Annotated in this window: 19 protein-coding genes; 10 read left to right on the top strand and 9 right to left on the bottom strand. The window is 44.3% G+C overall.

Going from position 1 to position 22635, the window contains the following annotated elements:
* Positions 1–27 precede the first annotated feature (27 nt).
* The 3 genes from E2K93_RS09425 (at position 28) to E2K93_RS09435 (ending at position 4121) form a co-directional block, all read left to right on the top strand.
* Entirely contained in the window at positions 28–1152 is a 1125-nt protein-coding gene (locus E2K93_RS09425) for a hypothetical protein (protein WP_228445249.1), read from the top strand.
* Positions 1153–1368: 216 nt separating this feature from the next.
* The gene (locus tag E2K93_RS09430; RefSeq protein ID WP_135438857.1) at positions 1369–3654 is read left to right on the top strand and encodes a TonB-dependent receptor; all 2286 of its coding nucleotides are present in this window, start codon (positions 1369–1371) and stop codon (positions 3652–3654) included.
* A gap of 122 nt (positions 3655–3776) precedes the next feature.
* Positions 3777–4121: a DUF3718 domain-containing protein gene (locus E2K93_RS09435; protein ID WP_135438858.1), complete on the top strand. Its 345-nt coding sequence runs from the start codon at positions 3777–3779 to the stop codon at positions 4119–4121.
* An 82-nt stretch (positions 4122–4203) separates the two neighbouring features.
* On the opposite strand, the gene E2K93_RS09440 is transcribed toward E2K93_RS09435, so the two are convergent.
* From E2K93_RS09440 to E2K93_RS09455, 4 genes are read right to left on the bottom strand one after another with little or no spacing between them, the layout of a single operon-like run.
* Positions 4204–5259: a MaoC family dehydratase gene (locus E2K93_RS09440; RefSeq protein ID WP_135438859.1), complete on the bottom strand. Its 1056-nt coding sequence runs from the start codon at positions 5257–5259 to the stop codon at positions 4204–4206.
* Between the two features lie 23 nt (positions 5260–5282).
* On the bottom strand, positions 5283–6191 hold the full coding sequence (locus E2K93_RS09445; protein WP_135438860.1) for an HpcH/HpaI aldolase/citrate lyase family protein: 909 nt from the start codon (positions 6189–6191) through the stop codon (positions 5283–5285).
* Between the two features lie 14 nt (positions 6192–6205).
* Positions 6206–7846 carry an acyl-CoA synthetase gene (locus tag E2K93_RS09450; RefSeq protein ID WP_135438861.1) on the bottom strand — a complete coding sequence of 547 codons (1641 nt, stop codon included), beginning with the start codon at positions 7844–7846 and terminating at the stop codon, positions 6206–6208.
* 10 nt (positions 7847–7856) lie between these two features.
* Positions 7857–8978, bottom strand: coding sequence for an HpcH/HpaI aldolase/citrate lyase family protein (locus E2K93_RS09455; protein WP_135438862.1), 1122 nt, complete (start codon positions 8976–8978; stop codon positions 7857–7859).
* 421 nt (positions 8979–9399) lie between these two features.
* Between E2K93_RS09455 and E2K93_RS09460 the strand changes: the two genes are divergently transcribed.
* Both E2K93_RS09460 and E2K93_RS09465 read left to right on the top strand, forming a co-directional pair.
* Positions 9400–10389 (top strand): HpcH/HpaI aldolase/citrate lyase family protein, encoded by a 990-nt coding sequence (locus E2K93_RS09460; RefSeq protein WP_135438863.1) that lies wholly within the window; start codon positions 9400–9402, stop codon positions 10387–10389.
* A gap of 117 nt (positions 10390–10506) precedes the next feature.
* The gene (locus tag E2K93_RS09465) at positions 10507–11535 is read left to right on the top strand and encodes a zinc-binding dehydrogenase (RefSeq protein WP_135438864.1); all 1029 of its coding nucleotides are present in this window, start codon (positions 10507–10509) and stop codon (positions 11533–11535) included.
* Here E2K93_RS09465 and E2K93_RS09470 read toward each other — a convergent pair.
* Positions 11521–11808, bottom strand: a complete 288-nt coding sequence (locus tag E2K93_RS09470; protein ID WP_135438865.1) for a DUF3630 family protein — start codon at positions 11806–11808, stop codon at positions 11521–11523. The genes E2K93_RS09465 and E2K93_RS09470 overlap by 15 nt on opposite strands.
* Before the next feature lie 93 nt (positions 11809–11901).
* Positions 11902–13362 carry a protein adenylyltransferase SelO gene (locus E2K93_RS09475; RefSeq protein WP_135438866.1) on the bottom strand — a complete coding sequence of 487 codons (1461 nt, stop codon included), beginning with the start codon at positions 13360–13362 and terminating at the stop codon, positions 11902–11904.
* A 151-nt stretch (positions 13363–13513) separates the two neighbouring features.
* On the opposite strand from E2K93_RS09475, the gene E2K93_RS09480 reads away from it, so the two are divergent.
* From E2K93_RS09480 to E2K93_RS09490, 3 genes are all read left to right on the top strand, one after another.
* Entirely contained in the window at positions 13514–13813 is a 300-nt protein-coding gene (locus tag E2K93_RS09480; RefSeq protein ID WP_135438867.1) for a c-type cytochrome, read from the top strand.
* A 95-nt stretch (positions 13814–13908) separates the two neighbouring features.
* Positions 13909–14322 carry a c-type cytochrome gene (locus E2K93_RS09485; protein ID WP_135438868.1) on the top strand — a complete coding sequence of 138 codons (414 nt, stop codon included), beginning with the start codon at positions 13909–13911 and terminating at the stop codon, positions 14320–14322.
* Between the two features lie 5 nt (positions 14323–14327).
* Complete coding sequence (locus E2K93_RS09490) at positions 14328–15623, top strand: hypothetical protein (RefSeq protein WP_228445251.1); 1296 nt, start codon at positions 14328–14330, stop codon at positions 15621–15623.
* Between the two features lie 78 nt (positions 15624–15701).
* On the opposite strand, the gene E2K93_RS09495 is transcribed toward E2K93_RS09490, so the two are convergent.
* Positions 15702–18581 carry a M14 family metallopeptidase gene (locus E2K93_RS09495; RefSeq protein ID WP_135438869.1) on the bottom strand — a complete coding sequence of 960 codons (2880 nt, stop codon included), beginning with the start codon at positions 18579–18581 and terminating at the stop codon, positions 15702–15704.
* A gap of 244 nt (positions 18582–18825) precedes the next feature.
* Here E2K93_RS09495 and E2K93_RS09500 point away from each other — a divergent pair, with 244 nt between their 5' ends.
* Positions 18826–19590 (top strand): hypothetical protein, encoded by a 765-nt coding sequence (locus E2K93_RS09500; protein ID WP_135438870.1) that lies wholly within the window; start codon positions 18826–18828, stop codon positions 19588–19590.
* A 79-nt stretch (positions 19591–19669) separates the two neighbouring features.
* Here the strand turns inward: E2K93_RS09500 and fre are convergent, their stop codons facing one another.
* Positions 19670–20365 (bottom strand): NAD(P)H-flavin reductase, encoded by a 696-nt coding sequence (gene fre / locus E2K93_RS09505; RefSeq protein ID WP_135438871.1) that lies wholly within the window; start codon positions 20363–20365, stop codon positions 19670–19672.
* 18 nt (positions 20366–20383) lie between these two features.
* Positions 20384–21871 (bottom strand): 4-hydroxy-3-polyprenylbenzoate decarboxylase, encoded by a 1488-nt coding sequence (gene ubiD / locus E2K93_RS09510; RefSeq protein ID WP_135438872.1) that lies wholly within the window; start codon positions 21869–21871, stop codon positions 20384–20386.
* Positions 21872–22071: 200 nt separating this feature from the next.
* Here ubiD and E2K93_RS09515 point away from each other — a divergent pair, with 200 nt between their 5' ends.
* The gene (locus E2K93_RS09515) at positions 22072–22572 is read left to right on the top strand and encodes a hypothetical protein (protein WP_135438873.1); all 501 of its coding nucleotides are present in this window, start codon (positions 22072–22074) and stop codon (positions 22570–22572) included.
* The last annotated feature ends 63 nt before the right edge of the window (positions 22573–22635 follow it).

Here is a 22635-nt window from a genome sequence, read left to right on the forward strand (position 1 = left end):
GGCTATATATCCAAGGATTTAATTTCGATGATTAGACATTTATCAAATACTCTGTTTGTTATGTTCTGCTTATTTTGTGCGTCGTTACAGGCAAACGACGAGCTACCACCTGATACCGGTGTGAGTGGTGTTTACGAAGTCATGATAGGCACCGACAACCCTAAACAAGTTATTGAATTTTTTACTCAATTTGGCTTCTCGCAAATAAATAAAGGCGATTTTAGTCAGGCCCAAGCCAAGGCTCTGTATGGCGTAGATAGTCGCTTAACCTCGTATCGATTGCAGAATCATGACATCGACAGCCATGGCTTAATACGTGTTTTGCATTGGCATAATTTGCAAGGTGCAGGGGTTGGTTATGCGCAACCTGAAACCATCGGCCAGCGCATGATGGTGATGCGTACCAAAGATGTTTTCTTTATCCACGATATCTTTAGCGATGCGCGCAAATCTGGCGAACCATGGCTGGCAACGCCACCTGTTTATGATGATCTGTATGGTATGAGTGATGGCGAACTTAATGTCATTAACCGTCGTGTTGGTGTACGTGAAATGGGGGTCTATGGCGAGTTGGTTAATTTGGTGTTTTATCAGCGATATGGTTACACCATTCCAGGGTATGGCAGCATAAACGCTGGCTCGCCATTGGCGAGTAGTGAAATAACCCACAACGATTTTATTTTATCGGGCCATAGTCGTGAAGATATGCTGCGCCAAACAAACTATTATCGCGACGTATTCGGTTTTAAACCGGAAGGCGATGTTGTGCTTGACGGTGACTGGCAACAAGGGCCGAAAACCGTGTTTAATATGGCCGATGGCAGCAGCCATTGGTACCGTGGATTTGTCAGTCCTAATAATATTTCAGGCAAATTAAAATTTTTTGTCAATCCAGATAAGCGCCCAGACAGAAGTGCCTATCAAGCTCCCGGGCAGGCCGGAATCACCTTGCATTCTGTCTATACCGACAAGGTAGAAATGATTCATCAGCTGGCGCAAAAAGAGCAGCTTAAAATCACCGAAATAAGCGAAAACGAATTTGCTGAAAAGGCGTTTGTTTTATCCGGTCCAGACGGCGCGACATGGCAAGTCATAGCCACACCTTCAGTTAAAAAACAACCACTTACAAAACTTGAGTTGATTAAAAAATAGCACCTAATTGGGCGTTTATTTGCCAGTTCTGCGCTATTTGATAAATATCAAAAAGCGTAGGGCAACTGGATTATATCAATGAATAAATTGTGTAAGGATTAATCGAGTGTTGCATTTGTGTAAACGCAAAACACGAAAATTAACGTCATGAGCAGATACAAAAAATAATAACTAGCTCACATTAAATAAATAATAAATCCATGTCAGGGGTTTGAGATGAAAACAAAATTTGCACCAAGTCATTTAGGGAAAGCGGTTAAGCTAGCCTTAGTTGCATCGGTCATGGCAATGCCAGTGGCATATGCTCAAGAGCAAGCACAACAACAGCAAGTTGAAGATGCAGAAGGTATTGAACATATCGAGGTCACATCTCGTCATCGTAAAGAGTCGTTAGATAAAATTCCTTTATCGGTTTCGACTTTCAGTTCGGAAGATATCGAAAATGCCAGTATGACCAATATCAATGACATTGCTAGCAATGCGATTGGTTTCTCAATGGAAAAAACCTTTGGTCGTCAATCGGATATTCCGGTTATCCGCGGCGTGTCATGGATTCCTGGTTTTGGTTCACAAAAAGCATCGTACTTCATTGATGGTGTCTACTATGGTGGTTCAATTCAGTCATTACCGCTTGATCTAATAGAGCGAGTTGAGGTGGTAAAAGGCCCACAAAGTGCTCTGTACGGTCGTCGTACGTTTTCAGGTGCCATTAACTTAATTACTAAAAAACCAACAGAAGAATTATCGGGCTACGCGACAGCGTCTGCAGGTGAAAATGGTTATTTAGCGATGAGTGGTGGTATCTCAAGTGAAGTGACCGACTGGTTTGGATTTAGAGCGTCGGTATCGACAGACGAATACGACGGCGATTGGGACAATGAAAAAGAAGGCGGCCCGTCGGTAGGTGGTGAAGAAACCACGTCTTACATGTTAGGCCTGTACTTTACCCCAGGTGACAACACCGATATTGCTTTAAAGTATATTTACAACGAGCAAGACGATGAAATGCAGCCGTTCATGTATCAAGACCCATCGTACAACAACTGTTTCCTTGATACCCGTGCCTATTACTGTGGCGAAGCGAAAAAAGATTTGCCGATTAACATGGGTGGCATTTTAGATAACAGTGATTATGGTCTAGAAACCGAAAGCACTCATATTAGTTTGCGCATCGATCACACCTTTGATTTTGGTACGTTAACGTACATTGGTGGTATGAACGATTATGAAGCGACCGGTGGTCTTGATCAAACCTACGCTGGTTACGAACAAGTCTTTAATTTTGGTTTCTTCTTTACCTTCGATCCGGCAGATTATTTTGCCCCTGCAGATGGTTGGCATAGCCTTGATACCAGTGAAGATGAAGAATACAGTCATGAACTTCGCTTTTCATCGACAGCCTTTGACGATCGGTTATATTGGTCCGTTGGCGCCTACATTTGGCACTATGAAGACGAACCAGGCGCAGTTGGCTCGTTTAAAGAAGAGCGTGATAACACCGCATTTATGGCGTCAGTTTCATACGATGTCACCGATGATTTAACCATCTCGGGTGAAATTCGTAGTTCTGAAGATGAGATTGAAACAGCATCTTACGACACGCTGCGTGACGCAGGCTATGATGTCGATAATACGTTTGATAGCACCACAACACGTTTCATCGCTGAATATAACCTTACCGACGAAGACTTACTTTATGTGACTCGTTCAGAAGGTAATAGCCCAGGTGGCTTTAACAATAATGAATTGTTACCGACTGAGTTGATCGTTGTCGATGAAGAAGAAATGGTGATGTATGAAGCCGGTTGGAAAACCACCATGTTTGATGGTGATGTGTACCTATCGACGGCGGTATTCTTTATGGACTGGGATAAGCAACAATTAACCGACAGCTACATACCTGAAGGTGGTGGCGTGCCGATTTCTTACACCTCAAACGCTGGTGAAACTGAAATCAAAGGTATTGAGTTGCAAGGTAAGTGGAACATTTCTGAAAACTTTGATTTAGATTTTGGTTTCTCTTATACCGACGCAGAATTTACCGAAGCATTTGATCGAAATCACTGTCGTTTCTTTGTTGAAGGCGGTTCAAATTCTGCCTGTGGCGACCCAGATACGTTACGTGAATTTGGTGATATCTCTGGTAATACACCGCCGCAAGTTCCTGAAAAAGAAGGTGTTGTTGCACTTAACTACAATACTCAAGTGTTTGATGATTGGGGCTTGTTTGGCCGTGTAAGCGTGAACTATGATTCATCACGTTATGCACACGTGCACAACTTTATTGAAACAGGCGACCGTACCCGTGTCGATGTTAACCTTGGTCTACAAAGTGAAAACTGGCGCTTCCAGTTATGGGGTAAAAACGTGACTGACGATGATACGCCTACCTATGTATTCCGTTATATCGATGCGCAAAGCTTTGCCTTGAGTTCACGAGCATTTCCAATTGCTCCTCCTCGCGGTCGTGAGTTCGGCGTAACGGCGACTTACAGGTTCTAAATACAATCTCCCTCACGATTTAAAGCAGGCTTCGGTCTGCTTTTTTTTATTTTGTTTGATCCATTGTTCAACCGCACCTCGTATTGGTCGTCAAGATTGATTATTTTTTTGAGGAAAACGCGATGACTTTAACAGCAAAAATTTTGGTAGGTATTTGGACGAGCGTCTTCGCTATCACTGCCCAAGCCGGTGAATTCAAAGAAAACAACAGTATTCGTTATGTGAAAACCTGTGAAGCTGCAGCGAACAATGATGTCTCGGCGCTAAAACGCCTACTGCGCATCGAGCCTTATGGCAAGCAACACATTGTCGATAACGTGCGTTGTAATGATATGAGCATCACCGAATTTGCAGCCAGCAATTACGCCGTTGAGACAACCGCATTGCTAAGCCGCTACGCTGAGAAGAAACAACGCTTGGCAGCACAGGCCATTCTAGACAATAGCACCGCTATCGCATCACGCTAAAAAACCAATCAGTTGCTTAGGTATCGCCTAAGCAACTGGTCACGTCATTACTTACATCACTGTACCAGCCTTACTCACAATACTATTTAGGCATCAAATAGCTGAGTTCCATATCCAGTACCACATCTTGATGATAGCGGCCATTATCGACATCCTTAACAAAAGGCATCGATGACGGGTGATTATTTTTAAAGCCCAGTAATTGTACTTTCACCAACGCCAAATCGTCTCTGTCACTATATTGGTCTATAGCGATAATGTTGCTTTGCGCGTAAATGGTATCACCGGCGAAGCTCGGATTGGTATGTTTACCAGAGTGAATCGCAGTCAGATAGAGACCGTTAGCTAAACCATTGTAACTTAGCGCCCGACAAACACTGATAATATGCCCGCCATATACCAAGCGTTGGCCATGCTTTTGTGATTGCATTAAGTGCTGGTCAAAGTGAACTCTGGCGTTGTTCTGATATAGACGAGTCGCCATACTGTGATCAGAATCGTTTAAGGTCACGCCATCTTGGTGAAAAATGCTGTCTCCGACATTCAATTGTGAGGCGCGTAATTGGTTATCGCTGACATAATCTTGCCAACGAGATAGGTTCATACAGTGCGGGATCAACTGGCCACTGGCTTCAACTTCAGATTGTAACTCTGGTACCGTATCGCTGCTATCGTTTGCCAAAGGATCACGCTTGTTGATCATCACCCAGCGTTTAAATTGCAATACCAACTGTTGGCGTTGGTTATAGGCTTTGGAGTGCACATATAGCACACCAGTTTCACCATTGGAGTTGGCTTTCTTGCCGATAACTTCACTGCACACGTAAATGGTATCGTCAGGATATACGGTAGTAAAAAACTGCACTTCGGCGTAACCAAGATTAGCAACCGCATTGCGAGATACATCGTTTACGGTCTTACCAAAGGCAATATTAAACAGTAAAAAGTTGTCCACGGGGGTGGTACGAAAGCCGACTCGGGTGGCGACAGGTTCAGCACAATGCAAGGCAAAACGAGAGCCGGTTAGGGCTAAATACATACTGCAATCAGCATAGGTTATGGTACGTGGCACGCCATGTTTGATCTGTTGACCAATATAGAAATCTTCAAAAAACATACCTTGATTTTGGGTATCCATGATCTGTACTCCTCACGCTTCAATTAACAGGGTTTACCAAACAATTCATCTTGACCCATTTCACTGACCTTGTTGTAGAGGCAAATAACTCGATTCGCCCATTGCTCAAGACAGGGTTCGATAAGTCTATCGTCAATAACCGCGACCGATTGACCTTGCTGTTGGGCTAATTCCATGGCCGTGATGATGTCTTTTGCCTTTTTAATGTCTTCCGCTTTGGGTGTTAGAGCATCATTGGTATAGGTAAGCTGTACTGGGTGAATGACCGCTTTACCGTCGAAGCCTAAATCGCGCGCTTGACGACAGCTAAATTCACAGGCCACGGCATCTTTCAGGTTAAAGTGAGGGCCGTCGATAATTGCTTTATTGTGTGCTCGCGCGCTAAGAATACACATCGATAGATAGGTCAATAAACCTTGGCGGTCGAGGGTCATATTGATGCGCAATGAGTTAGCCAAATCGGTTGTGCCCATGACTATGGTGGTTAGTCTGTCCGTTGATGCGCAAATTTGTTCACAGCGCAACACCCCTAATGGCGATTCGATATTGGCCATCACCGACAACTTGTGACCACCGTGATGGTTTAATATGGCGATGTTGTTGGCCAACTGTTCTTCACTTTCAATATCTGGGAATAACACACCGTCAATATTGAGCGCGGCGATGGCGGCGATATCTTCTTTACCCCATGGGGAATCAAGTCGATTTACTCGAACGATTTTTTCGGAATAACCAAAATCATAATCGCTTAATTGTTGCACCAATAATTGACGTGCTTGCTCTTTGCGTGCCGGTGGCACCGACTCTTGCAAGTCAAAGATGATCACATCGGCATTTAAGTCTCGAGACTTTTCGATGTAATGTTGGTGGTGTGCCGGCACATACAGCGCGCTGCGACGAGGGCGGTACGTAGGGTGAGTATTACAAGTCATCGTGTTCTCCAGCATTAAACGGCTTTTTGGTTTGAGTTATGTAAATCGTTTAGCATTTGTTTGCGCAGTACTTTGCCATTTTTAGTGCGTGGAAAGTCCTGATAGAAATGCACCAGCTTGGGTGCTTTGTATTTGGCTAATCGGTCACTGGCAAAGTTAATAATATCTTGTTCGGTGGTGCTGACGTTGCTCTGCAATATGACACAGGCGCTCACCAAGGTTTTCTCGCCTTCCAATTGTTGGCCTAAGGCGACGCAATCGGCGACATCGGGGTGGGTTTTGATCACGCGCTCAATTTCATGTGGTGAGACGCGGTAACCAAAGGTGTTAATGATGTCGTCTTTACGACCGACAAACCAAATATAACCGTCATCGTCTATACGAGCGTAATCGCCTGTATAAAAGTAACCGTGGTGTCGAGACTTTGCCGTTTCATCAGGCAATTGCCAATACTCTAAAAACAGTCCCGGATCATTGTCTTTTATGGCAATCATGCCTTCTTCACCAGGTTTGGCCGGCTGATTTTGCTCATTTAACAGCACCACCTCATGACCCGGTTGCACGAAGCCTGCGGCTCCTGGGCGAATTGCGCGACGTTTGTTTTGAGAGATGTAATAAGAGAATTCACTCATGCCAATGGCTTCATAGACATCCATACCAAAACGCTCGCGCCAAGCGATTAACATCTCATCGCTAAGGTGTTCGCCAGCACTCATACAGTGACGCAAGCTAGGTACCTGCTGCTGATCAAAGTCGGTTTTTTGGATGATTTGTCGATAAATGGTTGGTACGCCAATGAAAATACTGCAGTTATGTTTTTTTATCAGTCTTGGCCATGTTGAGGCATCGTTTTTACCCTCATGAACAATCACGGTATGGCCGTGAAATAACGGGTCCATTAACGCCGAGCCCAACACATAGGTCCAATTAAATTTGCCAGAATGCATGATCCGGTCGCCGTCTTTAAAATCAAACCAATGACGACTGGCGGGTAAGCGACCTATCAGCGAGCGATGCGCATGTAACACACCTTTGGGATAACCGGTTGTACCTGAGGTATATACCAGATACGCGGCATCATCGGGTTTACTGGCAACAATGCTGTCATCAACCGGCACCTGTGTTAGCAAGGCCTGTAAGTCGATGAGCTCTAAATTACTGTCATTGACTGGCATCTCACCGTCGCCGGTAAGCAACACGGTGCGTAATTGACTGTCGCTGTTGGCGATGTCTTTTAACTCTGGCCACATCGACTTGGCTGTAATCAGTACTTTCGCTGCCGAGTCTTGTGCTAAATAGGCAACTTCTGCCGCGGATAACAAGGTTGAGGTTGGCACCGCAATGGCACCGTATTTTAAACAACCGAAAAAACTGGTTGGATAATCTACCGAGTTAGGCAACCGAATAAGTACCCGGTCCGCCTGTTGCAAACCCAATTGACGCAACACATAAACCAGTCGCCCTGATAGTTGGTCAAGCTGTTGATAGCTTAGCTCGCTGCTACCAAGACAATCATCTTCGACTATCAGAGCCGTTTTCGCGCCGTTACCGGCTTCAACATGTTGACGCACACAAGCGTGGGCAATATTAAAATGCTCAGGGATATGCCATTGCCAGCCGTGATCCGTTTCTGTAAGTAAGTCTGCATAGTTCATAATCGACCTCCTATATGCGACCGTATGGCCAGTTTTCACGAATCACCGTGATAGGCAGGCGTTTAAGCACGTCCATGGCAAACTGTTTGTCTTTATCATCGAGAGATTTTAATGCGTAGGCTCGCAGCAGTGTTTGTAATGCTTTACCAAACATTGGCGGGTCGAGCATTTCACCTTCAAACTTGATGGCACCACCGAGTAAGGCATCGGCATCAATTGCTGCCTGCAATATTTCAACGTTGCGTTTGATTTCTTTTGGAGAAGGGGTGAACGCCACTTTACATAAATGAATATGATACGGGTGAATCAACTGCTTACCGGTTAAGCCCATTTTGGTTTCTACCATCGCATGGTCATGGACGACATGAGATTCATGATCGCCATGCAAATCGAGCCAACGTCGAACATCGTCTGGTTCGATAAAATGCTCTGGCATCGGTGTATCGTTAATTAATACTTCAACACCACCGATAACCCCTTTACCGGCAATTCTCGCTTCCAGCAGTAAATTTCGTAGGTAAGTTAATAACTCATCAATCCAACCTTCAGGGGTTAGATGAATTGCCATCGCTTTAGAGAAATCGTGGATACCAAACACCACATGCTTAACCGATGGAAATGCCATGAGTTCCGCGGCGATTTTCAAACTACGCGGGTGCTCAATAATCGGTTGAATTTCGATATCAGGGTTAACACCGAGTAACCAGGCGGATAAATCTCTTATTTCAGCGGCACCATACATTTCGCCGGCCTTGGCAAGAACAATGACATCAATATGTTCAGCCACTTGCATAATCATCGCCAAGTCTTTTTCATACTCTTCGGTGCGAAAGGGGTTGATACGCACGGCAATTTGAAAATCTCGTTGCGGAAACTTAGGCAGCTCATTAAGCAATAGCTCTCGACTCATGGCTTTCTGACGACAGCCATCTTCTAAGTCGAACAATAGCGTGTGCGCTTGACAATTATGAGCGTGCTTGCGAATACGTTCGCTGGCTTGTTGCATCGATTCATAGGTGCCATCTTTAGGAGAATACTTAACCGGCGGATAATACAATTGAATGCCAGGCCAAAAGCCACCGAGTACATCTTGCTCATCTACCTGCTCTAAAAATTCATTGTGGTAATTCATTTTCTCTCCCCTGTTTGAGCTATTTAAGCGCTTTGTTGCTAACATCTTCTGGTCTGACCTCGATCAAAAATTGAAAGCTTTTATTAACAATTACACTATTAGAGTAATTATTTCAATCAAATGTTTTAAAAAAGTGTTTGAATTTTTTTTGCGCAGAGGCTAGGGTAAAAAACAACAAGTTGATTATTTACTCACCAACGTATTGACGCTAAAGGTCTTTAGAGGGCATTGTTTGAGTAAAAAAGGCGATATTTGATTATTAGTGGCCAGTATAAACCTTTGTCGCCAATGACTGCCCGGAGACAGGGTTAAGCACATAATCTAATCATGGCTTGTTTTGTGTAAATGTCTAACTTTCATTAAAAATGTAATAAAATTACATAATGGCAACGCCATTAATATTAAAATAGCGGAGATTTTTATGAGCGCTCTTGTTCACCCAAACGAAGCTTTATTTGAAGCGGAGAAACCATTTCCAGTGATCCCATCGTGTGAGCATTTTGCTGGTAGCGAAAAGCTAATCAACAAGGCAATGGCTATGCAACAACAGCTTGGACCGGTTTTCGATATCACTTGTGATTGTGAAGATGGCGCAGCAGCTGGCAGTGAACAACAACACGCTGAAATGGTGGCGCGACTGATTGCCTCTGATGACAATCAGTTCGCTATGTTGGGGGTAAGGGTGCATGATTATTCGCACCCACATTGGAAGAAAGACCTGGAAATTCTGATCCCAGCTTGTGGTCATAAAGTTGCTTACATTACCTTGCCGAAGTGTACTGCGGGCAGTCAAATTGAAGAGATGGTTAAATATATTCAAGGACTATGTGAATACCATTCTATCGACCGTGAAATCCCCATTCATGTGTTAATTGAAACCCACGGTGCCTTGCGTGATGTCTGGCAAATTGCGGCAACGCCATGGGTGCAGGTATTGGACTTTGGTATGATGGATTTTGTATCTGGTCATTACGGTGCGATTCCAGCGAGTTGTATGCGCAGCCCGGGACAATTTGACCATGCGTTGTTGTATCGTGCAAAAACTGAAATGGTCGCAGCCGCGTTAGCCCATGGCGTAATACCCGCCCACAATGTCACCTTAGATTTAAAAAATGTGCAGCAGACATTAGATGATGCCAAGCGGGCTCGTAATGAGTTCGGCTTTATGCGCATGTGGTCCATTTACCCAACACAAATTCAAGCCATCGTTGACGCGATGAAACCAAACTATGAAGAAGTTGAAGACGCCGAAGCGATTTTATTGGCGGCGCAGCAAAATGCTTGGGGACCGATTCAACATAAAGGTGAACTGCACGATCGTGCGACCTATCGCTATTACTGGCAATTATTGCAACGTGCACAAGTCAGTGGCATTGAGATAGGGCAAGCTGCTCGAATGGCGTTTTTCTAAGCCGCTAATATTGCCTCACAGAGGTCGGTTAAATTAATGATGGTCAAAGCCTTATCAAGTGGTAAGGCTTTGCTATATATGGCATTATAAAGTCAACATTTACTGATCAGACCACCTATGACTAACACCAATGTGGGCTTCGCCCTTAAATTAATCGACGATGTCGAAACGCCATTATCACAACGCTTAGAATTAATTGAAAAACCAATTCCAGCACTAAAGCCTGGGCAAGTGTTGGTGAAAATGTTGGCAGCACCAATCAATCCATCTGATTTAGTCTACCTGATGGGCAAATATGGCTTGCCACCGGTTGATGGTGCATACGCTGGATTCGAAGGTTGTGGCGAAGTTATTGATGCCAACGCCGGATTGTATGGCAAATATTTAAAAGGTAAACGTGTCGCTTTATCGGCAGCGCCGGGCGGCGACGGGGTTTGGGGTAAATACGCTATTACCTACGCGAACTACTGTTTACCGGTTCGCAAAGAGTTGACCGATGCGCAAGCGGCAACCCTGATCGTTAACCCATGTACATCGGTGTGTTTGGTTGAACGCGCTAAACAATTGGGTGCTAAAGCGATCGTATTAAACGCCGCAGCAAGCCAAGTCGGTAAAGGCGTTATTCGCTATGCAAAATTGCAAGGAATCAAAACCATTGCCACGGTACGTTCAGCAAAAAACGTTGCCGTTTTAAAGGATTTAGACGCAGATCGAGTACTGTTGGCTGAAGATGGTGACTTTAAAGCGCAATTGAAACAAGCTTGCATTGACCTAAAAGCGAGTGTGTTTCTTGACGCTGTTGCCGATAAAGATACACCGCGAGTAATGTCACAAATGGGCAAGGGCGCAACGGCGATTGTTTATGGTCGACTCACAGAAACATTACACCCTTTTGGTGGTTACTTCTCGGTATCGGATTTATTGTTTAAAGACCAGCACATCGAAGGCTTTTGGCTAGCGACTTATATTGGTAAAGCCAACCCATTACAGGTCTTGGCTTTATCGCGCAAAGTGCAAAAGCTGTTCAGTGACGGTATTTTTGAGACCGATGTTTACGGCCACTTTAAGCCACAACAATTTTTGTCGGCGTTAGAGCATTATGCTGTACACAAAAGTGATGGCAAAGTATTGCTAACGTTTGATTAAAACAGGCAAAAGCGGCGCAATACCAAGCTCATTAAACTCATCGTCGGCCTCTATCCAGCATGATTCACTGTAGTGCTCGAAGTGTAAGACAAAGTCTTGCTCGGCAAAGCGAAAACGACAATCGAAACGATCGGCTCCGGCTATCGTTTCAATGACTTGATGTTCACCAAGTTTGCCGAGGATCTCCTGGCTTAAGGAAAGAGCTTGTTCTTGGTCCCATTGGTTAGCCAAATCGAGGCGAACTGTATGACTGTTAATCTGTGTTAGTTTCATTATTTTCTTCAAAATGCTTGGCGTCTTTATCGTTTTTTCCGTTGTTACTGCATTCGCTATGTTTTGTAGCTCATGCCGCTTACCGCTTTGTGGTTAGGTGCCACAAAAGGTGCGGTAATGACGATCACCATCGGCCGGTAAATCCTGATATTTTCCTGTATCTTGTTGCTGCTGATACGGTGAACTCATCACCGTTAAAAACTCGTCAATGTGGGTGCTATCATCTACTTGCTGTAAGGCATTGTCATAGCTTTGAGTTATGATTGCCTCGACATGATGGTTACGCGGAATCACCAGTGGGTTAGTTTTGCGCATTAAGGCAACGGTTTGCTGCACATCATTTATCTGTTGCTGCCAACTTACCAGCCATGCCTGCAAAACCTGCGGTACCGCTTGTGCCAATTGCTGGTCAGATAACGATTGCTCGAGCTGAACAAACGTCGCGGTATAGTCGAGCTGCTCTTCTTGCATGATGTTCAGCAGTTGTTCAACTAATTGCAGCGTCGTCTTGTTTACATCGATTAAGCCAATTTTATTGACCATCATGGCATTATTAGCGTCATTAAATTTATCGCTAAATGCCATAATTATCGGTTTCACTTTTGCCACAGCCTGCTCGCTATCTGCATCAATCAGCGGCAATAATGTTTCCGCGAAACGTGCCATATTCCACTGACAAATAGCCGGTTGGTTACCATAAGCATAACGGCCATTTTGGTCAATCGAGCTAAACACGGTACCCGGGTGGTAGTCCGCCATCATGGCGCATGGACCATAATCAATAGTCTCGCCGCTAATCGCAGTGTTATCGGTATTCATTACGCCATGAATAAAGCCTACTCGCAGCCAATGCACCACCAATTCAATTTGTTTGTCGATAACCGCCGCTAAAAATTCAAGTAGATAATCTTCATTGCTTATGTCGATATGTGAATAATGGCGCTCGATGGCAAAGTTGGCTAAGGTTTTTACGCTGTCAAAATCGTTACGAGCGGCAAAATATTGAAAGCTGCCAACTCGTATATGACTGCTCGCTACTCGGCTAACAACGGCACCGGGTAATGCTTGCTCGCGAAACACGACTTCATTGGTGCGCACCACACTTAAACACCGACTGGTAGGCACACCGAGCGCAAACATGGCTTCGCTCATAACGTATTCTCGAACCGCCGGTCCTAGTGCACATTTGCCGTCACCTTGGCGTGAAAACGGTGTCTGACCTGATCCTTTTAACTGAATTTCCTGTACCTTATTATGTTGATCAATTATTTCGCCAAGTAAGTGCGCACGGCCGTCGCCGAGTTGCGGATTGAAATGACCAAATTGATGACCGGCATAAGCCAATGCAACTGGTGTGATTTGCTGGCCACTGAGGTCACCAGAAAACAGTTTACTAACTGCTGATTTATCATTTATAAAAGCGTCAGGAAAATTCAACTCTTGCGCGAGTTTATTGTTAAATAACAAGGTTGTAGGTTTGTCTGGTTGCGCCGGAACAATATTTTGGTAAAATTGTGAACCTAATGTTAAATAGCTGTTTTGAAATTCGAGCATAATGGCCTTGATTAGTGAGCAACACTGTTATTTTACTTGAGATAGAACAAAGATATATGTTTTTGCGAAAAAACCACAGACATGTTCAGTTTTTTTCCATATAATCAACACAGTGTTCAAATATTTAATTAAACAAGAAAGAGTAGTGACTATGAAAAAATTAACTCTAGCTCTAGCTGCATCTGTTGTTTTAGCTGCCCCTGCAATGGCTGCTGATGTTGAAGCTGGTAAAGCCAAGGCTGCTGTATGTGCAGCATGTCACGGTGCTGAAGGTATCTCTGCTGTACCAATGTACCCAAACCTTGCAGGTCAAAAAGAAGCTTACATCGCTAAGCAACTTAAAGACTTCAAATCTGGTACTCGTAAAGACCCAGTTATGGCTCCAATGGCGATGCCTTTGACTGATGCAGATATTGCTAATCTTTCTGCATATTACGCTAGCTTGAAATAAGCCAAATAGATTCTGTAAAAAAGCGCATGTTAATGCGCTTTTTTTATAGCTGAAACAAAATCTTACCAGTTTTTTTAAATATCCAAAAATGTATTATGGTAAACAATAAACGAATTTTTAGCCTTTGTGCTTTGTTATGGCTGACAGGGCAAAGCCAAGCGTCTCAATTAAGTATGGATGTTATCGAGCAAAGTGTTGTCGATAAACGACTAGAACAAGGCCTAGCATTTGCTGAGCAAGAGTTAAAAGCCGAACGATTGGCACAGCAAAAGCTGAAGCAGAATGTTGCTTATTGCACCCCTTGTCATGGTGGTAATGGTAAAGGTGCACTGGCGATTTATCCTGATCTTGCTGGCCATGACCAAGACTACTTGTTTGAGCAGATGCAAAATTATAAGTACCGCCGTTTAAAAAACGATATAAAGCAAACCATGATGGTGCGTTTTAACGATGAAGATATGTTGGCCTTAGCAGAGTACTTTGCGGGCTTTAGTCTGGAACAGGAATAATCACAATGTTGACACGATTTAATAAATGGCTGGTCGCTTTATGCTGTATTGGCGTTATTGCTTGTACCGATAATAGCGAACCGCCAAGCGAGGATGGTATGAATCAATTAGCTGAACGTTACGTTAAATTGGCGCTATTGGTCGGTAAACATCAAGACTATTACATCGACGCTTACTATGGGCCGAGTGAATGGCAGCAACAGGCGGAAAAACTGCCGCTTGAGCAATTACAAAGTCAGGCACAGAGTTTAATTGACGACATTGATAAGGCTGAGCCGTTAGAGACCGAAGTATTGCGCAAAGATATGCTTATGGTGCAAACGCGCTCGGTGATGGCGTTTATTGAACAGTTAAACGGTAAAACCTTTAGTTTCGATGATGAGTCGATGGCACTGTATGACGCAAAATCGCCTAATTTAAGCGAAGCCGATTTTGACAAGGCATTACTTGAATTGGATGGCTTAATTCCAGGTGAGGGCGATCTTAATAGTCGTCTTGATGCCTTTCAAAGTGAGTTTGTTATCCCGAAGGATAAGCTTGGTAAAGTGTTTGTTGCTGCCATAGAAGAAGCGCAAAAACGTACCAAGGCGATGATTGAATTACCAGAAAACGAAGCGTTTACCATTGAGTATGTCACTGACAAACCTTGGAGTGGCTATAACTGGTATAAAGGCAATAGCTTTAGTCTGATTCAAGTTAATACTGACTTACCGATTCAAATTGATCGTGCTATCGATTTGGCCAGTCATGAAGGCTACCCTGGTCATCACGTGTTCAATTCACTGATGGAAAAACATTTGGTTGATGGTAAAGGCTGGATTGAGTACTCGGTTTATCCACTGTACTCGCCTTTATCTTTATTGGCAGAAGGCAGTGCCAATTACGGTATTGAGGTTGCGTTTCCGCAGCAGCAACGCCTGCAATTTGAAAAACAGGTACTGTTTACATTAGCCGGTCTTGACGCCAGTAAAGTCGAACTCTACTACCAAGTGCAAGCCATTTTAGGCAAGTTATCTTATGCCGGTAATGTCGCAGCAAAGCGCTATCTCGATGGTCAAATAGATAAACCACAGGCGGTGGCATTTCTGATGAAATATGCTTTGAGTAACGAGAAAAAGTCAAAGCAACGCATTGATTTTATTGAGCGTTACCGCGCATACGTTATCAACTATAACCTTGGTCAGGATCTGGTTAAAGATTACGTTGAGTATCAAAGTGGCGGCGATGTAGATAAACGTTGGCAAGTGTTTGCTGAATTGTTGGCAAACCCAAAAAGTGCGTCAATGATGGTGGTCCGTTAATCGGCAAAGATTAGCGTTAACACATAATAAAAAAGGCGGTGCATATTATTTGCTACCGCCTTTTTTGTGCTTATCAGTTTATAAGTTAAGTGCGGCTCTACTGCCCAAACCTGGACCATAGACGATGGCATTTAATAATAATCGCGCCGTGCCTTTGGTTGCGCCCCTGAAGTTAGGCGAATTAGCAAATAGAATGACCTGACCATGGCCTTTGCTTTCACGCACTAGATACGCAGCATTACTGATGCGTTGCGCAGCTTCTGGCCATAACAAACCACTCATCCGTAAGTACAGATCTTTGCCAGCAGGTATGGTTGACCAACCTATCAGCCGTTCTTCGGCTTTTTTATTGTCACTAAGCACACCATAACGCACCACCGCTGACGTTGGTGATTTGCTCATCAACAACGGTTGGTTGTCGGTCAATACCGGTAACACCTCGTTGACGCCGAAGGTTAACCAGCTCTTTTGATCAGTGCGGGATGCAACCAGTGCACCCGATGGCATAAAGTTCGCGGTCCATGTGTTCCAGCGTTTAAGCTGTTCTTTGTTCATTGGCTTCATATCTGCCAATCCTTGCCATGGAAACCATATTTGCTCACTGACTTTATGGTTTTTAGTCAATTTCTGATTCGATATGCTGGCCTGCTGCGATAACCATTCTCGGTATAAGGCAACATTATATTGCTCCATATCAGCAAAGGCATCGTCAAGGGTCACGGTTTTAACAAAGTCTTTGGCTTTGGCGAATTGATTGGCTGAATTGCCTGTGACCACTAGGGTGCCACCGGCTTTTACCCAGGTATCAATGACGTTGATATTGCCAGCGGATAATTTACCGTACCAACGACCAGGAACGATCAATACGTTATATGGACGTAAATCCATACTGCTTAGCAGCTCTTGATTTAAATGTGAGTGACGAATACCTAACTCGGTATCCAACATATGCCAAATATGACCATGCTCATATACGCTGATGCCAGCGTGGCTTAATAGGGCGATTTGCGGACGTTGCAGCAATTTAAAGTGGTCACCACCGATATCCGGTAAGTCACCATCACCAAGTCCTTGGTTAATACCGATAACCTGTGCCTTGGTATCTTGCGCCACTTGTTTTACGGTATCGACAATTTGTTGCCAGTTAGTATTATCATGCTTGCTGACCACAATTGACCCGCGACTAAAGCTGGTGCCGTTAAATTCACCTTGTTTGTCTAAGGCGCGAACATTCACCCCTAATTCCAATAAGCGAGCGGCAAAGCCAACCGAATTATCATTGGCGCCATCGACTAAATACGCGATGGCATTATCGATATCCGAAAACGATGACGATGTCTTTGCTTGGTAGGCGTCCAATCCAGAACTGAGGTTTTGATTGACTTCTAACGCTTCAAGACCATACATCATGGTAAGGTTCCAAGCAGTAGAATCATACATAACGGAACTGCCATCACGCAGCACCTTTTGTCGTTCTTCAAGCAATACAGAGTCTTTTATGTTGGCATCAAATTCGAGAATGGCGGCGATTAACGGCGCATCATATTGGCGATTTGGGATGATAATTGCGCCGGGTTCAATCATTTGACTACTAAGCTTTTGACCTAATTGATTGACCGCATTACGGACACTGATACGGCTTTCATTTTTATAATATTCAATACCTTGCAGGTCGAGTAAATCAAGAAACTTATGTAAACGAGACTGGTTCTTACTCGGTAATATCACCCAACTTTTATTGGCATAAGGGCCTTTGGCGGAGATATGTGAATTACGGTTTTTGACAAAATCAGCAAAGATTTTTTGCTTGTTATTTGCCAAGGTTTGTAAGTTTGCAATCGAGCTCAGCAATTGATGATGAACCGACTTTTTATAACTGCGAATCTGGCCATTGTTCAAGCGCACCCCATCTTCTGCGGTACGGGCTTGTTCGTAAAGAATATGAATGGAGCCTTTGTATTCTGAATAATTAGAATAACCCGGATAGAGGTTTTCAAACCATTCACCGGTGTAGTATGGCCAGCCTTTACTATCAAATGCCGCGGCTTGTTCGCTGGCAAACACTTTGCTCCAACGGTTGATGCTATCGGCGATGTGCTCGTTAATCGGTTCCCGCGGAGGACCAAATAAAAAAGTATCTAAGGCACCCATCTCATGACCGTCAATCATCAGTAACGGTAACCATTGATTGATGGCTTTGATGCGACCGCGTGATTCTGGGTTAACCGCGTAATAAAAATCGCGGTTGAGGTCAAAGCCGTAATGATTGGTGCGCCCGAACGGCCAAATGCCACTGTGTAATGTTGATTGCACATCAAAGTTGGGACTGGTTGCACGGTTTTGTTCGAGTTGTTTGGTAAAGCGCGCGCGACCATCCGGATTCATCATCGGATCGATAAATATCACTAACTTATCGAGCAAATCGCTGACATCGCTCTCTTCACTGGCGAGCAAATGATAGAGCAAGGCAATGGCAGCGTCGGCACCTGAGGATTCATTACCATGAATGCTATAGGCCATCCAAGCAGTACCCGGTGTGCTGTCGATTAACTCATTTACTTTGTTTGGAGCCAAACTTTTTGGTTCACCGAGTTGGCTGATGTTGTCTTTAATGGTGTCAATGTTTGCCAAGTTTTGTTCACTACTGACAATCAAATAATGCAAAGGTCGGCCTTCATAGCTGCGCGCGTATTCAACCAGTTTGGCCTTTTTACTTTGCGTAGCCCATAGGGTCACCAATTGCGTTATCTGCTCCGGGGTTGCGGTGCGTTCACCGGCAGAAAAACCGAGAACCGTTTCCGGTTTGCTAATGTCTTGATGGTACTTGCCGCTAAACAGGCTAGGGTATTCGGCATCGGGTAAAGGAGTGGGTTTCATCAACACGCTGGCATTCGCCGATGTGCTGATCATAAGGCTGGCAAGGATTGCCAGAAAAGTATGCATAACCGTTTTTATCATGATCTGCTCTTGTTGTTTTTTTAATCATCTCTAACTATAACCAATCGCCACTCTAGTGCAACCATACAATGCGTATGACTTTTAACTAATTGAATTTAATAGAAGGATAGGTGGCAGAGAAAAGTTGTGGCATCTTTGAAATAGACTATGCTTAGCGTGTAAATTTGACCTTTGTACAAGAATATTTCGCAGTATATTCAGCCTTTGTATCCGGGTGTCCTAACAAAAAATAAAGGAGCACACGATGAACAAGCAGTCCATATTCTACCTATTTAGTTGTCTCGCTTTTTGCTTTTCCACAGCACATGCCGCAGAAGAAGAAAAAAGCATGCCGTATTCATACGCCAGTTATTTTCAATGTTCACCTGCCAGTGAAGCTGATGTTGATGAATTGGTGACCACCACGTATGCCAAAGCATATGATGAAGCCAAAAAAGAGGGCGCGATTTTAGGCTGGGGGTGGTTACAACACCATACCGGTGGTAAATGGCGTCGGATTTTGTACCACACAGCAGCCGATGTAAACGCTTTGCTGGACGCGCAAGAGGTCATTGGTGAGAAGCTCACTAAGGCCATAGGCGATGGACCCGATGCTTTATCTAAAGGTTGTACAACCCATGAAGATTATATTTGGCAATATGTCACAGGCTCTAACCCAGAAGGTCCTGCTGATCGCGGTACAGCGTCAATGTCGGTGTATTTCTACTGTGATATTACCGCAGATGAGAAAATTGATGAGATCGTCAAAACCACGTTTGCCAAAGTCTATAATGCCAATGTCGGCGAGGGTAAACTAACGTCTTGGGGTTGGAATACCCATGTTGTCGGTGGCAAGTATCGTAAATTAGCAACCATGACGGCGGCCAGTTACAAAGATTTGTTAGCGGCTCGAGAAGTCATTTTAGAGCAGCTTTATTCAGACAAAGCCAATGAAAAGCCGGCGCAAGAATTCAGTAAGATGTGTAAGTCGCACAGCGATTACCTATGGACGATAGCTAAAGAAAACTAAACGCGTTTAACGCCAAAACACAAAACGGGGTCGTAATGACCCCGTTTTTTATACAAGTTATTTAAGCTTTTTAAGGCGTTTAAATAAACGCGAAAGCATCGGCAAACATGTGCTCGGATAGCGCGCCATGATTGATAAATTCGTTGCGTAAAAAACCGACCATATCGAATCTACCGGCCATATAAAGATCATAAGGCTCTAACGAGACCACGTCTTTTAACAGCGGTTCGTGTACCTTGCCGACACGACCTTGCCAGTGTTCATCGGCGCTCTCGACCACAGGGATAAATTGACCATGTGCCAATTTGTCGGTCATTGCTTGCGTTTCTGCTAATTGATAACAGGCCGCAGGCTCCCGCAAGCCCCAGTATACCAATACAGGTTGTTGATAATTACGCGCAACCAATTCACCGAGAATCGACTTAATGTAAGAAAAACCGGTGCCACCAGCTAATAGTACGATAGGGCGGTTACTGTCTTGGCGCAGTTGCGCCACACCACCAGGCATTTCTACCTCAACATAGTCATTGTCTTTGATGCGTTCAATAACTTGCATCGCCCAACTGTCGGCGGCAAACGCACCAATTTGCAATTCAATAAGCGCATCGCTCGGGCTTGATGCGATTGAAAATGGACGTTTATCTTCGTCACTCATGACAAAGTTTAAGTACTGGCCAGCCTCAAACGAGACAGCCTGTTCAGGTTTTAGTAATACCTGAAAAACGGTGTTTGTCAGTGGTTGTAGCGAGGCAACCTGACAACGGATTCTGTTCATATTGTTTCTTACTAATAATTAATCTTGTGACGGCGGTGTATTGAGAATGTCTAATTCATCCCATATACCATCAACATACTGCTTGATTTCGTCATCCATGGTAATTGGTTCGCCCCACTCCCTGTCGGTTTCTCCCGGCCACTTATTAGTGGCATCAAGGCCCATTTTTGAGCCGAGTCCGGATACCGGAGAGGCAAAGTCGAGATAATCAATGGGTGTATTTTCTACCATAACGGTATCTCGTGCTGGGTCCATGCGCGTCGTCATCGCCCAAATAACGTCTTTCCAATCTCTGGCATTGACGTCGTCATCACAGACGATGACAAATTTGGTGTACATAAACTGGCGCAGGAATGACCATACTCCCATCATTACCCGCTTGGCGTGTCCTGGATATTGCTTTTTCATGGTCACCACGGCAAGGCGATATGAACACCCCTCCGGTGGCAGATAAAAGTCGACAATTTCAGGAAATTGCTTTTGAATAATTGGCACAAACACTTCGTTAAGTGCCACCCCTAAAATCGCTGGCTCATCTGGCGGACGACCAGTATAGGTGCTGTGATAAATCGGGTCTTGGCGCATACTAACGTGCGTGACGGTCATCACGGGGAAGTCATCGACCTCATTATAATAGCCGGTATGATCACCGTAAGGGCCTTCCGGTGCCATTTCTTCAGGATCTAAATAACCTTCAAGAATGATTTCAGCTGATGCTGGCACTTCTAAGTCGTTACTCAGACTTTTTACCACCTCGGTTTTACTGCCACGCAATAAACCGGCAAAAGCATATTCAGATAAGGTGTCTGGTACCGGTGTAACCGCGCCTAATATGGTCGCAGGGTCGGCACCTAAGGCAACCGATACCGGATATTTTTCGCCAGGGTGACGCTTTTTAAATTCTTGAAAGTCCAAGGCACCACCACGATGCGATAACCAACGCATAATGATTTTGTTTTTGCCCAACAACTGTTGACGATAAATGCCAAGGTTTTGACGTTCTTTCTCAGGACCGCGAGTGACCGTTAAGCCCCAAGTGATCAGTGGAGCAACGTCGCCTGGCCAGCATTTTTGAATTGGCAACTTGGTTAAGTCTACTTCATCGCCTTGATAGATAATTTCCTGACATGGCGCTTTTTTCAAACGCTTAGTCGGCATATTCAATACTTGCTTAAATACCGGCAATTTATCCAGCGCATCCTTAAACCCTTTTGGTGGCTCAGGTTCTTTTAAGGTGGCCAACAGTTTGCCTACGTCACGCAAGGCAGCGACATCTTGCTGGCCCATGGCCATCGCAACCCGATCAGGCGTACCAAATAAATTGGTCAATACTGGCATATCGAAACCAATCGGGTTTTCGAATAACAAAGCCGGTCCACCAGCACGCAGGGTACGATCACTGATCTCTGTCATCGCCAATTCGGTCGATATAGGTTGTGTGATGCGCTTTAACTGACCGACTTGTTCCAATTGGTCGAGAAAGTCGCGCAAGTCCTTATATTTCATAGTATCTATCTTGCATTGATTTGCGGGCATTATAACCAGTAAAGGCTATAATACCAATCGGCAATCGTCGCAAAGCAATGTATTTTATCTTCGCCAATAACCGTATACGGACGGCGGTAATTGTGATTGCCTTGTGCTCAAAAGCGGTTTAACGTGATTACAGTATATACCGCAATGAGCAACTCGTTTAAGGCACCGTCATGAAAAAAATCATAATATTAATCAGTACCTTGTTAACACTCAGCAATAATGCATGGGCTAACGGCAATTGCAGCGAAGCTGAATACCGACAATTTGATTTTTGGTTAGGGCAGTGGCAAGTCACTAACAAGCAAAATGATAATGTCTCGGCCAGTAAAATCAGCTCGATTCTCGATTCATGCGTCATTCTTGAAGAATATCAAACGCCAAACGGGTTTAAAGGCAAGAGCCTCAATATGTATGATAAACAGCGCAAGGTTTGGCACCAAACATGGACGGATAACAGCGGTTTATTATTGCAACTTGAGGGCACCTTAGAAGGTCAGTCTATGGTACTAAAAGGTCGTGGTAAGAGTGCCCAAGGCGCCTTGCTGTGGCATAAAATCAGCTGGACCCCAAATAGTGATGGTAGCGTGCGCCAGCATTGGCAACAAAGCCTTGATGACGGTAAAACATGGGCGACGCTATTTGACGGTATGTATAGAAAAATCAAACAGTAATGGTCATTGATTTGCCGATGATTAACGTAATTTTTACGACAAGTTGCGATGACTTTAGCGATC

This window comes from Thalassotalea sp. HSM 43 (assembly GCF_004752005.1).
Lineage (GTDB): Bacteria > Pseudomonadota > Gammaproteobacteria > Enterobacterales > Alteromonadaceae > Thalassotalea_A.